The 13,771-nt window shown below is 62.0% G+C and carries 13 protein-coding genes and 2 pseudogenes; 6 read left to right on the top strand and 9 right to left on the bottom strand.

Annotated features, from left to right (window positions below):
- Positions 1 to 2: 2 nt before the first annotated feature.
- Complete coding sequence (locus AC5P65_RS09940) at positions 3 to 1,064, top strand: XdhC family protein (RefSeq protein WP_495215552.1); 1,062 nt, start codon at positions 3 to 5, stop codon at positions 1,062 to 1,064.
- On the top strand, positions 1,040 to 1,666 hold the full coding sequence (locus AC5P65_RS09935) for a nucleotidyltransferase family protein (RefSeq protein WP_180832660.1): 627 nt from the start codon (positions 1,040 to 1,042) through the stop codon (positions 1,664 to 1,666). The genes AC5P65_RS09940 and AC5P65_RS09935 overlap by 25 nt, the downstream gene beginning before the upstream one ends.
- Before the next feature lie 104 nt (positions 1,667 to 1,770).
- On the opposite strand, the gene AC5P65_RS09930 is transcribed toward AC5P65_RS09935, so the two are convergent.
- From AC5P65_RS09930 to AC5P65_RS09920, 3 genes are all read right to left on the bottom strand, one after another.
- Positions 1,771 to 2,241 (bottom strand): hypothetical protein, encoded by a 471-nt coding sequence (locus AC5P65_RS09930; RefSeq protein ID WP_180832659.1) that lies wholly within the window; start codon positions 2,239 to 2,241, stop codon positions 1,771 to 1,773.
- Positions 2,242 to 2,598 carry a hypothetical protein gene (locus AC5P65_RS09925; protein ID WP_072167034.1) on the bottom strand — a complete coding sequence of 119 codons (357 nt, stop codon included), beginning with the start codon at positions 2,596 to 2,598 and terminating at the stop codon, positions 2,242 to 2,244. It abuts the gene before it with no gap.
- 460 nt (positions 2,599 to 3,058) lie between these two features.
- Positions 3,059 to 3,814: a tetratricopeptide repeat protein gene (locus AC5P65_RS09920; protein ID WP_180832658.1), complete on the bottom strand. Its 756-nt coding sequence runs from the start codon at positions 3,812 to 3,814 to the stop codon at positions 3,059 to 3,061.
- A 148-nt stretch (positions 3,815 to 3,962) separates the two neighbouring features.
- On the opposite strand from AC5P65_RS09920, the pseudogene AC5P65_RS09915 reads away from it, so the two are divergent.
- Positions 3,963 to 4,100 (top strand): annotated as a pseudogene (locus tag AC5P65_RS09915) (integrase core domain-containing protein); the annotation flags it as partial.
- An 86-nt stretch (positions 4,101 to 4,186) separates the two neighbouring features.
- Here AC5P65_RS09915 and AC5P65_RS09910 read toward each other — a convergent pair.
- Together AC5P65_RS09910 and AC5P65_RS09905 are read right to left on the bottom strand one after the other, a co-directional pair.
- On the bottom strand, positions 4,187 to 7,231 hold the full coding sequence (locus AC5P65_RS09910; protein ID WP_180832657.1) for a TrlF family AAA-like ATPase: 3,045 nt from the start codon (positions 7,229 to 7,231) through the stop codon (positions 4,187 to 4,189).
- Between the two features lie 501 nt (positions 7,232 to 7,732).
- Positions 7,733 to 8,502, bottom strand: a pseudogene (locus AC5P65_RS09905) (site-specific integrase); the annotation flags it as partial.
- A 25-nt stretch (positions 8,503 to 8,527) separates the two neighbouring features.
- Here AC5P65_RS09905 and AC5P65_RS09900 point away from each other — a divergent pair.
- Together AC5P65_RS09900 and AC5P65_RS09895 are read left to right on the top strand one after the other, a co-directional pair.
- Complete coding sequence (locus AC5P65_RS09900) at positions 8,528 to 9,049, top strand: zonular occludens toxin domain-containing protein (protein ID WP_258014273.1); 522 nt, start codon at positions 8,528 to 8,530, stop codon at positions 9,047 to 9,049.
- Positions 9,034 to 9,597 (top strand): hypothetical protein, encoded by a 564-nt coding sequence (locus AC5P65_RS09895; protein WP_258014272.1) that lies wholly within the window; start codon positions 9,034 to 9,036, stop codon positions 9,595 to 9,597. The genes AC5P65_RS09900 and AC5P65_RS09895 overlap by 16 nt, the downstream gene beginning before the upstream one ends.
- Before the next feature lie 546 nt (positions 9,598 to 10,143).
- On the opposite strand, the gene AC5P65_RS09890 is transcribed toward AC5P65_RS09895, so the two are convergent.
- The 3 genes from AC5P65_RS09890 to AC5P65_RS09880 form a co-directional block, all read right to left on the bottom strand.
- Positions 10,144 to 10,428 carry a hypothetical protein gene (locus AC5P65_RS09890; RefSeq protein ID WP_258014271.1) on the bottom strand — a complete coding sequence of 95 codons (285 nt, stop codon included), beginning with the start codon at positions 10,426 to 10,428 and terminating at the stop codon, positions 10,144 to 10,146.
- Between the two features lie 293 nt (positions 10,429 to 10,721).
- Positions 10,722 to 11,015: a GntR family transcriptional regulator gene (locus AC5P65_RS09885; RefSeq protein ID WP_180832667.1), complete on the bottom strand. Its 294-nt coding sequence runs from the start codon at positions 11,013 to 11,015 to the stop codon at positions 10,722 to 10,724.
- A 399-nt stretch (positions 11,016 to 11,414) separates the two neighbouring features.
- The gene (locus AC5P65_RS09880; protein WP_099596049.1) at positions 11,415 to 11,696 is read right to left on the bottom strand and encodes a hypothetical protein; all 282 of its coding nucleotides are present in this window, start codon (positions 11,694 to 11,696) and stop codon (positions 11,415 to 11,417) included.
- Between the two features lie 190 nt (positions 11,697 to 11,886).
- On the opposite strand from AC5P65_RS09880, the gene AC5P65_RS09875 reads away from it, so the two are divergent.
- Positions 11,887 to 13,023 carry a site-specific integrase gene (locus tag AC5P65_RS09875; RefSeq protein WP_188249923.1) on the top strand — a complete coding sequence of 379 codons (1,137 nt, stop codon included), beginning with the start codon at positions 11,887 to 11,889 and terminating at the stop codon, positions 13,021 to 13,023.
- A gap of 18 nt (positions 13,024 to 13,041) precedes the next feature.
- On the opposite strand, the gene AC5P65_RS09870 is transcribed toward AC5P65_RS09875, so the two are convergent.
- On the bottom strand, positions 13,042 to 13,359 hold the full coding sequence (locus AC5P65_RS09870) for a hypothetical protein (protein WP_180832637.1): 318 nt from the start codon (positions 13,357 to 13,359) through the stop codon (positions 13,042 to 13,044).
- Positions 13,360 to 13,771 lie beyond the last annotated feature (412 nt).

The raw sequence follows: 13,771 nt of genomic DNA, 5'->3' as shown, positions 1-13,771 counted from the left end.
GCATGGACCGACCCGCAGCCTCGCCCACTCTGGAGGCCTCCGCCGCAGGCGGAGGGGAGCCCGGCGATCTTGCCGAGGACCTGTCCGCAGCGCCGGGCTTCCTCGCCGAAGGCAGCCCGCGCGGCGTGCTCGAGACGGCCTTGACGCGCGTGCGCGCGGGGGAGCACGCCGTGCTCGCGCTGGTGCTGGAAACCGATGGCTCCACTTACGCCGGTGCCGGCGACATGGTGCTGTTCTGCAACGGCGGCCAGGTCGGCTGGCTGAGCGGCGGATGCCTGGAGCCCGAGCTCGCGCGACGCGCGGAGCAGGTGAGCGCGGCAGGGCGGATCGACTGGATCGAGATCGACACCCGCAGTGACGACGACCTGTTGAGCGGGTCCGCGCTCGGCTGCCGCGGCCGGCTGCGAATTGCGCTTCTGCCGTTGCGTGCCATGTCCGGCATCGACGACGTCATCGAGGCCTGGTTGCGCGAGGGTGTGTCACTCCAGCGCGACCTTCGCACGTCGGGGCAGGTCGTTTTCCGCGCCGGCCATCGCGAGCAGGCATGGCAGCTGCATCCGATGGACGGGGCGCAATCCTTTGGCGAGGGCGCATGGCATTTGCCGTTGCCCCGGCTTCCGCGGGCCCTGGTGTTGGGGGGCGGTCCCGAAACGCCCTTGCTGGTTCCGTTGCTGAGGGGCCTGGGGTGGCGGGTGAGCGTGGCCGAACGGCGAGCGCGCTGGGCCACAGCCGGGCAGTGCGCAGATGCGCATTCTCAGACCAGCCCGGCCGAGGCCCTTCATGGCGACCCGTGCGACGCGGTACTGGTGATGCATCACGATTTCGAACTGGACCGGGAGGCGCTGGTGGCCCTGGCTGATACCAAAGTTGCGTTCATTGGACTGCTGGGTCCGCGGCGAAGGCGCGAGGACCTGTTCAAGCTGCTGACACCGGATCAGCGCCACCGCCTTTCCCCGGGACTTCGATCACCGGTCGGTCTGGACATCGGCGGCCGAGGGCCAGAGGCGATTTCGCTCAGCATCGCCGCGCAGCTGCAGCAATGGCGAAGCGCGCACGGCAGGTGACTGACGCGCATGCGGTCGTCGTGCTTGCTGCCGGCGGGAGCACCCGACTTGGCCAGCCCAAGCAGCTTCTGACCCGGCAGGGCGAGACCCTGGTACATCGCGTGGTGCGGTTGGCGCGCGAGCTCGCGCCAGCGCAGGTGCTGGTCGTGGTCGGCGCGAACGCACAGGCCGTGACATCCAGCATTGCCGGGCTGGAGGCTACGCCGGTAACCAACCAGCACTGGGAACGCGGCCTGGCGAGCAGCCTGCAGGTTGCCGGCGCACACCTGCTGCCCACCGTGACTGAGGTGATGATCGTGGCATGCGACCAGCCCGCAATCGAGCGCTCCCATCTGCAGGCGCTGCTTTCGGGGGGGCGCGCCTCGGCGTCAGGGTGTGCGGGTACCCGTCATGGAAACGCGCTTGGCGTTCCCGCAGTAGTGCCGCGTGCATGGTTCAACTCCGCGGGTGCAACCGGTGACCGCGGCTTCGGAGCGCGCCTGCGGCAGCTTCCCATCGATGCCGTGCATGCCCTTCAAGCACCGGAACTGGGCCTGGATATCGATACGCCAGAAGATCTTGCACGTGCGCGCGATGCGGGCTGGATCGATGCCGGGAGGTGACTCGCATGATCACTGGACCAATGCCTGTCGCGCAGGTGACGAGCGGCAGGGCTGGAGCTCGAACCCTCGCTGCCCGCAGCCCTGTAGAGTGAAGCCATGCTCGACTACGGCACGCCACATCGCGCCCCATAAGGCACATCACCAGCAAGAATCTGCAGCACCCGATCCAGCAGAACAGGCTCCGGCACACCAGCCAATACCTGCTCCATGTAATCCAACGGCTCCAACTGCCATTGGAGGAGCGCCCGCAACCGCACAACGGCGGGCGCCCGCTGCTTCGCGTCCAGTGAGGCCTGCAACAGCAGATGGTGCGAGCGCCTCTCCAGCCACAGCACGGGTATGCCTCGGCAATGAACCTGGAACTCGACATCTCGATGCCGCTCGACGAACTGGAAGCCCTGTCGTGGCCGAGCCTCCACGAACTGCACGGCTTGGCGGCGCAGTTGTGAGAATCGATCATCGTTGATGCTTTGGAACGCGACAGGCGAGTGCACCGGCGGTGCCAGCCACTGCGTCTGTGCCGCAACCACCACCACAAGACAGAGCGCGGTGGCCGCCCAGCGCCACCAGGCCACTCAGCCCTCCGGATGCAGTCGGGTACTGGCGTGTGCGGTAAGGCCGATTCCGGCCATGATCAGCCCCTCCATCACGCGCGGGCCGACGTACTGCTCCAGCTCGCCATTTTCGCGGGCACGCTGTGCGGCGAGCAGGATCTCCAGCACCACCCGAAGACCCGCCAGCGAGCAGTCGGTATCCGCCAGGGCGATGCGTCGGCCGGGCATCTGATGGCGTTCAGGCCACGGCTGGCCATCGGAGGCGACGCCCGAGCCGATGCTGTGCAGCAGGGCGATGAGGGTGTTCGGGTCCAACGCGGGGCCGTTGGCGGGCGCATCGTGGATGGGGTGCGGGGCAGGGGAGTGGGGCTGGGTCATGGCGGGGCTCCTTGCGTGCAGGCAGAAGCCGCCACCGATAAAGGTGGCGGACGATGCGTGGCTCGAAATCCGGTGTGCAATCAGACCGGCAGGCACAAGGCCTCCACGCACCGTCCGCCATAGCCGGCTGACGGATTGCCAGTCGGCACCACGCGGCGGTGGTGCCGACTGGCAAGCGCTTTTTACGATTGCAGAACCGAGGATTTCGAGGCCTCGACCACCCGTTTTCGGTGGCACGCAAAGAAATACGCCCGGTTGTGCGCGATGCCAATGCAGTAAGGCCGATGCCGTCACCACATTCAACATTTTCAGAATCGTTGCATATGGCGCAGCGAGGCCGGATCTTTGCGCTGCAAGGCTAACGGCGATGTCGGCTCTGGATGCCCGCGGACTGTCGGCATCCGCCCGCCGGGGTCATAAGGGAGGCGGATGCGACAGTTTCGCCAGGAGCGAACAGGCGTCAGTAACCCTTCAACGCGGCTTTGGTCCGCTCCAGCCATGCGGCATTGTGGCTCCGCGCGTGGCGCGACCAGTGCTGGGCATCGTCGATGATGCTGGCGAACAGGCTGCGGGCCTGCTCGCGGTCGTCGGGTTGCGGCTGCGCCATCAGCCATTCGGCGTAGAGGCAGCGGGCAGCCGCATCGTTTCCGCATTCCAGGGCGCGCTCGAATGCGGCGCGGGCTCCGGGGGCTTGCGCGGTTGCCAGTGCCTGCGCGTACAGCAGGGTCTGTTCCGGCTTGCGGCGCACGTCCGGGTGGCGTGCGAACAGGCCGTCCAGCGTCTCAACCGCCAGCGCGGCGTGCCCGGACTCAAGGCGGGCACGGGCAAGGCCGGTCAGGATGTAGGGATCGTCGCCCAGCGGCGAGCTGGCTGCCTGCTCAAGCAGGGTTCTGGCTTCCTCGGCCTGGCCGGCATCCAGCAGCGTCATGCCCAGGCGAACCCGATTCTGCACGGTGGGCGTACGCGCCAGTTCGGCACGGGCGTTGCGCAAGTCCTGGCCCGGGTCCATGAGCTGCTTGGCGGAGCGGACGACCTGCCGGGCGCCGCGCGAGTGGCGGACTTCAGGGAAGTAGATCGCCAGGAAGTAGACGACGCTGCCGAGCAGCGGGAACGAGAAGAGCAGGATGAGCCAGTAGAGGCTCTGCCCCGAGCGGATGGCGTGCACCGCGAAGTAGATGGCCGCCAGAACGTGGAGTCCGATTCCAATATAGGGCATGTGCGCCGCCTCGTCCTTGTGAGGGGTGGAACTATAGTGGGGGAGGGGTGGGCCGCCAATGGGCGGGGCGATTTGGCGTGACGCGTCACGTTAATTGAATTAAATCCTGCCGCGCGACTCGCGATAAGCGTGCGCTATCAAGAGTAGGGTGGCCGACGCACGAAGCAAGATCGAAGGGTGGCGGCGCTTCTATAACGAGGAACGTCCCCACAGTGCACTGGGATGGAAAACCCCGGAAGAATTCGCCATGAAACACGGGTCCCTTGCGAACTCCAGGGTGCCGTAGAACGCCGGATTTTCTACCTTGAAATGCACCGGGAATTGGGCGTGGGCCGGCCGACGCTCGCAAGGCAGCGAGCGCCGGTGCCTCCATCAATGCAGGTACTTTGCCTGCCGATTCTCAAATGCTGGAGTGGTCCCCTCAAGCACGTTGAGTACCGACCGATTCAGTTCCATGCTCTCAATCGCCCCGCTTTGATAACGCAAAGCGAAGCCGGCAGCGCGATCAAACTCCGCATGGATGATCTGCTCAGCATCACAGCACACGGCCAAGTTGGCATTGTGGGTGACCATCACGATTTGCCGAGTCTGCTTAGCCCGCTGGATGATCGGAACCAACATCGAATAGACCGTTTGGTTGTCGAGGTTCTCCTCTGGCTGATCCAGGATCAGAGGGGTGGGGTCAGTGTCGACCAGCAGGTAGAAGATCAGCAGCAATGCACCCCGTTGTCCGGGGGACATTTGCTGGATGCTTGTGCCTGCCAAGCTCAGAGAGAATTTTGCCTCCAAATTCCGAAGGTCGAACAGGGAGTCATAGAAATCCTCCACCTCAGTCTTTGCGCGAAGGATCGGCTGCAACGGCAGTTCGTTGTCGCCATTCTGCGTGATCTCGTTGCGAACGGATCGGAGGCCAGCAACAACACTTTCTGTGTCATTGAAGTCAATCGAGCGGAGGAGTCCATTGAGTTTCGATGCGCCTTCCACCTCGCCCCGGAAGCCGCCTGTGTTCTGCTTTACCTGCCCAAAGAAGCTGTCGAAGAACGCAGCCCGATCAAAGAACAGGGCGCTCTGGAACGCTACTTTGAGCTCTTCAGCTACACCAGGCACTGACCTTACAATCTCCTCAACCCCATTGAAGAGCGGTCGGCGCGAATCCGCAATCGAGAGGAGCTCTTTATGAATTTGGCGCACAATCTCGTCCTGTTTTTCCTGCAGTCCTTTGCACCGGTCGGGCAGGGTGGATAGGTCTGCAATTCTGGCCTTGTAGAACGCCACGGTGTCTGTCTGGCCATCCGTGCCAACGATCTGGGCGCGAACGCGATCCCACGTCGCGCGAGCGGTGAGGTACTCCTGGTACGCTTTGGAGGGGCCGTCCAGCTTCTCCTGAAGCTGCTTCTGCTCGGCTTCCAGTCTCTGGCGAACGGCTTGATGCTCAAGCTCGCGATTAACAAGCTGCTCAATGTGAAGCGCATCCTCTGCCGCCACTTCCCGCAGAAGCCCTGATTTCACTTCAACGGTGATCAGCGGCCGGATGTCGACAGCCACTTCTGCCAGCTCCTTTTCTAGGCTCGCCCCTAGCTGTGCGGCCAATGCGACATGGTCGTCCAGGCGCTGCGCAACGCTGACCACCTTGGTGCGGCGTGACGCAAGCATGCGCCTGGTTGCTTCGGAGTTTTGGCGCGTCGACTCTGTAGCCGCGAGCTCTTCGGCAATAGCCTTCAGCCGCTCACCTTCCGGCGATGCTTCATCCCCGCCAGCTTCAGGTTTCGGCACCTCGGCGGGCATCTTGGCGTTGTGATCGCCGAGTTCGAGCTCCTTGGATGCCAGGCGCTCCCTAAGTTCATTGAGATGGCCTGCACTTGCTTGCCGCTCTAGATCAGCGAGTGCGCGATTGATCTCGCCGAGTGCAACTCGGTGCGCGCTTATGCGCTCCAGTGTGGGGCGCTCCTTGTCCGCGAGGTACTCATCCAAGCCAGCGTGCGAGCCCTTGTCAGCGCTATCCAAGTGCGAGAAAAGCACTTGCCGAATCTCTGCACTGAACTGATCGGACTGTCCGTTGATGTGATCGTTGCAGAGCATCTCGAAGTAGTCCTGCGAGATGTACTTCACGCGTTCAGGTTGATCCTCTTTGAACCTGTGGTCCAACGACACTTGCCCGACGTCGTCGTTACACCATGTCAACGCTGCATCAAATGCTGCGGCTCGTTGAGTTGCCCCGCTCTTGAAACGGTCATCGATCAGGAAGGTGAAGTATTCATGGGCTTTGGAATTTCCGGCCAAGGCCAACACTTCCGCCAAGCCGCTCTTGCCTGAGCCCTTGTTGCCGATGATCGCAACCAGATCCGGATTCAGCTCAATATCCGTGCCGTCAAACCAAGCCTCGGCGAGCGTGGCCGATGGTTTGCGCGTGACGGTCAGCCCTTTCATGAAGAGGCGGCCGTTGTCTCTCACCTGCGCCAGTTTGGGCGGAATGTCCCCGATGTAGGAGCGGAACGACGGCTCCTTGATCGCGTGGCACATTCCCTGGAAGGTTGGCTCAGCCTTGATCCACGTCTTCATGCCGTCCGGAAACACGCCGTAGTCCGCATGCTTGTGGGCATCGGTGCCGCGCACACACAAGCGCGGGCTCGACCCCAGCGCTTCCCAGAACGCATTAAAGTACTTCTCATTGGCAGCCGACCTGACGCCATGAAAGGCGTCGCGATTGCCCTGGTCCTTGCACTCGAAGATGCTCGCGGCTGTCATGTGACGCCTGACCTCCGCATAGTGCGGCCCCGACTTGATGTCTTTAAGGCCGCCATAGGTGTCCCAGGGCATCAAGAGTAGTCCACGCGAGCCCAGCGTCTCCAGCGCCTTGGACAGAGACTGAGGCGTCACCATTGCGGTTTGCCACCCGACCGTCAGAGCGTACTCAGCATCTTGGGCTACACGTGCAGGATCGAAGCCGTGAGGGGTGAGTTTGTCTGCACCCAACTCCCGAGCGTACTGCATCAGACATGCCTCGCTCAGCCCTCGTTCGCCGGCACGAAGGCTCACTTTTAGATCATTCAAAACGTCCTGGAGGACCTGCCGCTCCACCGTGGGATCGATGACCAAATGCACATTGAGCCGCTTGTCCAGCGAGCTCTCGACACGCAGTTCGATACCGGGGAAGACCTGCTTGTTCGGCAGCTCTTCTGGGTGCTGGCGCACGTGATCAGCTACCGCCAGGTAACCGTCGAATGTCCAGTAGTCCATGATCACAAAGACATCTGGTTCGGCATTCTTCAGTGAAAGGACCGTCTGTTCGACGATCGCCTGCCTAGCCTCGCCAACCGCTCCACGCAATTTGGGTGAGCCACTCCATTGATACGATGCCGGCGTATGGCAGTGGAAGTCCCATACTCTCCACAGCGCCCCTTGCGACGTACGCTCCATTACTGAACTCCCCTGTTCTCGTAGTTGTGTGTCGGTGCCAACGTATCGCGCCGCTGAATGCCAGGCAGGTGCGCCAAGACGGGCCTTCAGGGCACGCTTTTCAGATCAGTTCCTATGTTCAGCATCCGTCCCGCCAGCGCCGCATCAAGGCTGCCCAAGGCGCAGGGCAGTTCGCAGTGAAGATGGCGAGGGCAGGTCGTTGAACGATGTGGACGTCAACCGGCCGCTTGGCAGCGTGCCGGTCAAGGTCGGTGGGACTGTGCCGGACGATGACCTCTCCGACAGCGACGTGGCGCTTCGTCACCAAACGCTCGAAGCCACGTCCAACGTAGTCTTGGTGCGGGAAACCAGATGGATCCACCCCCCCCTCCTTCAGTGCGAACTCCGCGCACATGGTGCTGCGTCCGATTGTACTGCGGCACGCCTACAATCGAGCCGGCAGACCCCGGCACCCTGCAGACGGGCGCCTGCGGCGGCAACGGGTGCGCCCGCCATAGGCGATCAGCGCTCCTCCAGCAGGTGCGCGACCGGGTTTTCGGCCACACGGCCATGCTGGTAGTAGCCAATCACACTGGCCACCGAGCGGTGATCGGTCACGGCCATTAGCGCGGGCAGTGCCACGCCCTGCCTGGCGCCCTCGGTGACAAACCCCGAGCGCAGGCTGTGCCCGCCGAAATCGCCTTCAAGGCCATCCAGCGCCGCGCGGCGCGGCGCTGGATGATCAGCGCGATGGCTCGATCACTCAGCGCCGAACCGATCCGCTTTCCCCAGACCCGGCGGAACAGCGCCCCTTCGGTGAGCTGGGCGGCGTCCAGCCAGGCCTGAAGCGCGGTCGCAGCCGCGCCCAGTAGCGGCTTGTCCGGACTGTCACCGACTTTGGGGCCGCTCTGGAGAGTCTTGCCTTGGTCCAGGTGGTAGACGAATCCGCCGTCGGGCAGCTGACGCAGATGAGTCAGACTTGCCGCCGCCACCTCACTGCGACGGCGGCCGCCGCTGGCAAAGCCGAAGTAGAGCAGGGCCCGATCACGCACCCCGGCCAAATCGTCGCCGCACGTGGCCAGCAGCGCCTGCAGCTCGATCCGGGTAATTGCGGCCTTTTTGTGCGGGCGCTCGCCGCGTTTGTGCGCGCCGCGGCGGGCGCTGGCCAGCAGCTGCCGCACCTCTGCGCTGTCGATGGGGTTGGCCAGCTGCTGCAGCTGATGGACCTTGCTCAGCACCGAGACGCGATGGGTGAGGGTGGCCAGCCGCCAGGGTCTGGGCTGACTCCTCAGCTTCACCAACGTCGCCGGTGCAACCATGGAGGAGAATCCGGACGCCTTCCCATGGTTCGAAAAGCTGCCTGACCACAACGACTGGACCCAGCTTCCCGATGGCTCCTTCGTGCTGTATGACGAAGCTCATTCGGATGGCAACACTCAGGGACTGGAACGCTATGGCAGGCTGTTCCCGTCCACCGGCAAGCCGGGTGAATCGGAAGATCCACGCATTCGCTCGATGTCCACGCACCGGCATCGCGGTTTCGATCTAGCGTTCGTCACCCAGTGGCCCAGCAAGATCCACCACCAGGTGCGCAGCCTGATTGGCTCGCACACCCACATGAATCGTGCGTTTGGCATGCAGCGTTCGGGTGTTCTGACGTGGACCCGCGCGCAGGCTGATCCCTACACGAGCGCATACGCGACAAGGCCGAAGAAGAAATCTGGGTCTACCCGAAGAACCTCTATGACAGGTATCGCAGCGCAACGCTGCACACGGTCAGTCACAAGTTCAAGGTGCTTAAGCGAGTCTGGCAGGGCCTGTCAGTGGCCGTCGCCTTGATAGGCATACTGTGGTTGGGCTGGCTGTTCCTGATCAAACCCTCCAACGCACAGGCTGCGAAGAAGGAAGAGCAGGGGGCCGGAGCTTTGCCGGCGGCAGGTGCCCTGGCGCCCTTGGGCGCGGGCATGCCGGCGGCACGGCCCCTCACCCGCGAAGAATACGTGCAAAAACACAAACCACGTGTGGAGTTTCAGCCGTGGTCTGCCCCCGCCTTCGATGATCGCACCGTGCAATCGCAACCTGAGCTGTATTGCATGGCCTCCGGCACCACCGAGCAGGACACCACCTGCACGTGTGTCACAGAGCAGGGCACCAAGGCAAAGATTTCTCTACCGGTATGCGTGGCGATCGCACGCGATGGCCCGGCCTACAACCCGTATCGCGCACCACGCCAGGAATCGGAGTCGAGTCAGGATCACCCAGATCGCGGCATCGCTCAGTCATCGCCATCCGGGACACCCGAGCCGTCACCACATGCGCTGGTTGAGGTCGGGAAACGCTCAATGGGGACGTTCCCGGAGACGCCACCTTACCCGGCGACCCTCTGATTATCGTGACGCGTCACGGGCAGCGATCTCGCGATGAGAGAACCCAGCCTCCATCAGCAGACATTTGCCTGTACGGCTTTCCTGCAAAGCACTGGACAGTACTTTCCGGGATATCGCCACACCGAGAGCCCGGAAGGTTCTCCCAGCCCCCCTCAATTCGACGGAAGAACATTCCATTGATACAGCGCAGATTCTGCGCATTCTGGAATGGCTGTGCGTGCTGACGTTCTGGAAGCGCCGACGGCAGCGGGCTATTGGCCGTCGGCAGATCAGTCCTAGCCGTCGACGACTGCTCAGCGACCTCAATGGATCGCCGCACACCCTCAAAACGCTCACTCCAGGCACTGTTTGTGCGACCCAGCGTAAGCACGCCAATGGTTGCAAGACTCACCAGAGTCAAAAATCCGGTAATCAGCCACGGGAAATTCCAACGCTTCCGCTCAATCGGCGGAAGGTACTCAGGCCGTTTGCGCTCCATACGCCCCCCAATCACGTCCAGATTGCATTGTACTGGGGGTGTAGGGGCAGCGCCCCTACGGAAGCGCTTTACACGCGCTGACGCGGCTTCGGCCCACGACTCATGTAGACCACATTGGACGTCTCGGCGCCGGGGCCGGGATCACGCACGCCGGACCGTCGTTCTCGGCGAATTCTGAGCGCTTCGGCTAGGTAGATGACGCTGGATTTCGCCGTGGCCGAAGCTTTTCGTGCAGCTGGTCTCCGGGGAGCCGCCTCAGCCATCATCAGTCGCCATTCCCGCGCAATGTTGCAGGTCAGGGACCACCAGGTCATGTCGCATGGCTCTAGCTGATGACCTTCGGGGGTGAACATGTCCCCAGCCTGGAATCCGAAACCGGCCCAAGGGCCGGTTAGGTCGATGCGATGCAGAGCCAACGAAGGCTGCGGCCGCCCGATACAGCATTTCGCATAATGTATATTATGTTCATAACACCTAAGCCAAGCTTGGACGGACCTTGCCTCGCCCTCGGCACTACTCTGGCATGGAGCCCGATCGTGCGTGATCGGAAACTAACCGGCCCTTGGTCCGGTTTTTCCCTCAAGGGTGGCCGACTGGTTACCCGAAGGCCACGAGCTGGAACCGCAGGATCTTGACTGGCTGTCGCTCACCGCTGCGGAGGCACAGGAATGACGTCGGATGATGGGCCCTCGTCGTATTCATCAGACTTTCCTCTGGGGAGCAAGTCGTCGAGGCCCAGGCCCAGGCGCTGGGTGCGCTCCAACACGGCCGTCCATTCTTCATCAAGGAAGCGGTCGCGCTCGCTGTTGCGCAGCTGCGTGCCGGCCTGCTCGGTCATGAACATGCCCAGGCCGCGGCGTTTCTCGACCAGGCCTTCATGGGCCAGCTCCTGGTATGCGCGCGAAACGGTGATGGTATTGAGTTGGTAATCGGCAGCCATCTGGCGCTGTTGAGCGCTGCGAATTTGGGGCAGCTTGTGCGGCAACTTGTAGCAATTGATGCGCTGAGCTACGTGCAGTCCCAATGACTCGCTTTGATCTTGATGCATCGCCAATGGTGCGTCGCGAATCTGGGGCATCCCCAATGTTGCCAAGGTGCAGCAGCCACGCGCTTTCGAGAGCATCTACTTCGGGAGGTGGCTAAGACCGTCAGCTTCATTTCTGAGCCAGCTCAGCGGTTTGGACCCTCCAAATTTGATGAGTCCCGGTAAAAGTGCTCTTCAGCGCTATCCGGCCGCATGCATGCTTGAAATGGACACGAGCTTGGGCCGACATTGGCTAGGGGGCGGTTGATTCGTCGGTGGTGCCTCGGAAGGCACCACCGGAAACAGTCCGCACACTTACAGCCGTTGATTGATCCAAGCCCAGGTCGCCTTGGATAGGTAGCCTTGGTGGCCTCCCGTATAGACATGGCTGACAAAGATACGGTCGTTTCCATCAAGACGCTGCCTAAGGTCAGCCGACAGTGCGTCTGCTGATAGGCCCGTTGAGATCCAGCGCACGGTTTCGAGCGCTGGATCAGCGACGTTCTCGTGTCGATTCAGGTGATTCAGGAACGCTGTCCGCTTTGCATCGTAATTCGCTTCCCGGTTCAGGTTCCAAGTGACTACATAGACAGCCATTTCGATCCTTCGAGTTTGACACCGACTGTGTCCACGCGATCTTGGCAAGTGTGACGAATGTCGCGGAATGGGTGACGGCCACTGGTGCCGGGACGCTTAAGAGTCACCGCCCTGCCCTATGAAATTCGCCTTCCGATAAGATATATTTATCGGAACTCAAACTATTCTTTAGTTTTATTTTCAGTCACTTATGAGCGACCTTCTGCCAGCCCTGACGGCCTCCCTGCCTGCTGATCCTACCGTGGCGCAGCTGTCGCAGTCCTCGGCGGACGCGGTGCGCGAAGTCTTCGCCGAAGCGGCCTCGGCCAACACCACGCGCAGTTACGCCACCGCCTTGCGCTACTGGGCGGCTTGGTACCTAGGCCGCTACGGAGTGGTCATCGCCATGCCGGTGGATGCGTCTTGTGTGATCCAGTTCATCATCGATCATCTGGCCCGGCGCTCTGGCGATGCCCTGGCCTGGGAGCTGCCGCCGAGATTGGATGCACTTCTGGTGGAAGGCAAATTCAAACAGCGCCCAGGACCACTCAAGCTGTCGACCATCGTCCATCGCGTTGCGGTGCTCTCCAGCGCCCATCAACTGCTCAAGCTGGCCAATCCCTGCGAAAGCAGCGAGGTGCGGCAGCTGTTGGCCAAGGGCCGTCGCGCCGCGCATAAACGTGGGGAACGGCCCAACAAGAAAACGGCGATCACTGCGACCGAATTGATGGCAATGATTGCGACCTGTGAGGACGATCTTGTTGGGAAACGGGATCGTGCCCTGCTCTACTTCGCCTTCGCCAGTGGTGGGCGCCGTCGGAGCGAAACGGCCCATGCCACCTTGAGCAAGCTTGCGCCGATCGACGGCGGCTACCTCTACCACTTGGACGTCGGCAAAACGCTGCAGGACGGGATCAAGGCCGGTGGCTCGCCGGACAAGCCCTTGTTGGGCCCACCGGCCGAAGCGCTTCGCGCCTGGATCGACGCGGCCGGACTGCAGGAGGGCGCCCTCTTCCGCCAGCTGACGCGTGGGAAAGTTGGGGGCGGCTTGTCACCTAAGTCGGTGGCCGCCATCATCCAGAATCGCGCACGCGCTGCCGGGTTGGTAGGAAACTTTGGCGGCCACAGCCTACGATCGGGTTTCGTAACGGAAGGCGCCAGACAGGGAATTGCCCTGCCCGCCATTATGGCAATGACCGATCACCGATCAGTGGTCAGTGTCATCGGCTACTATCAAGCAGGCGCAGCCGAAACGAATCCGGCGGCGCGAATGTTGGAAAGCGCAGCAAGGCCAACTACAGAGCGCGGCAGGAAGCTGGATGGAGATGCGGCGGGTGCTGATTTCTAGACCACCTGAAAGCAACTCTCATGTGACCTGCAACTTGGCCACGCGGCGGAGCTCATCTGCGGCATCCTCGCCGGAATGGCGCTTCTGATCGTAGAGGATGTAGATAGCTCCCACCTCGCTGAAGAAGGCTCCACGTACCGCCAGCTCCCCTCCTCCATATCCATATCCTCTTATCAGGTCAGAGCATCTATTGGACCAGTGCTCGATAAGCACTGAGCCTAAACAGAGCCCGTCTTCGTCGATTACGAACCCGGTTTGATTCAACTGACTAGCTACCTGGGTCAACTCCGCAGGAGCGATTTCTGACAATGCGTCATATGCATTGAACCTATCCATGCTGAGACTCGCCTTGCTGTTCAGCAATTCTATCCTCAGCAACGACTAGGGGTCTTAATCCGCCCCGCAATCCACGATCAACTTGGAGCAGCACCCGCTGGCCGGGCGAAAGTGATCTGAGTCCAAGATACTCGGGAAGACCCTTCCGGGTATGGCGCTGAAATCCCACAACTTGAACGCGACTGCCCATGTCCAGGCTCAACAGGGCCATTAGGCAGGGACTGCGCTTCGACCAGACAAGGGCATCGAGTTGGCCCGCGAACTGTCCCTCACCAAGTGACTCCAATAGATTATTTCTGTAGGAGATTGGATCAAGGCCAGCATCGATTGCGTCGGCATAGGACATCTCTTGCATCTTGTAGCGCTCCCGCTCGGAAGAAGGCCTCTGGCATCGAGCCTAGTCTGTGAAGCC

The sequence above is a fragment of the Stenotrophomonas sp. YJH_SMC_48-3 genome (assembly GCF_059369375.1).
Note: the sequence above shows the minus strand (reverse complement) of the source record. Positions and strands in the feature narration are given on the sequence as shown.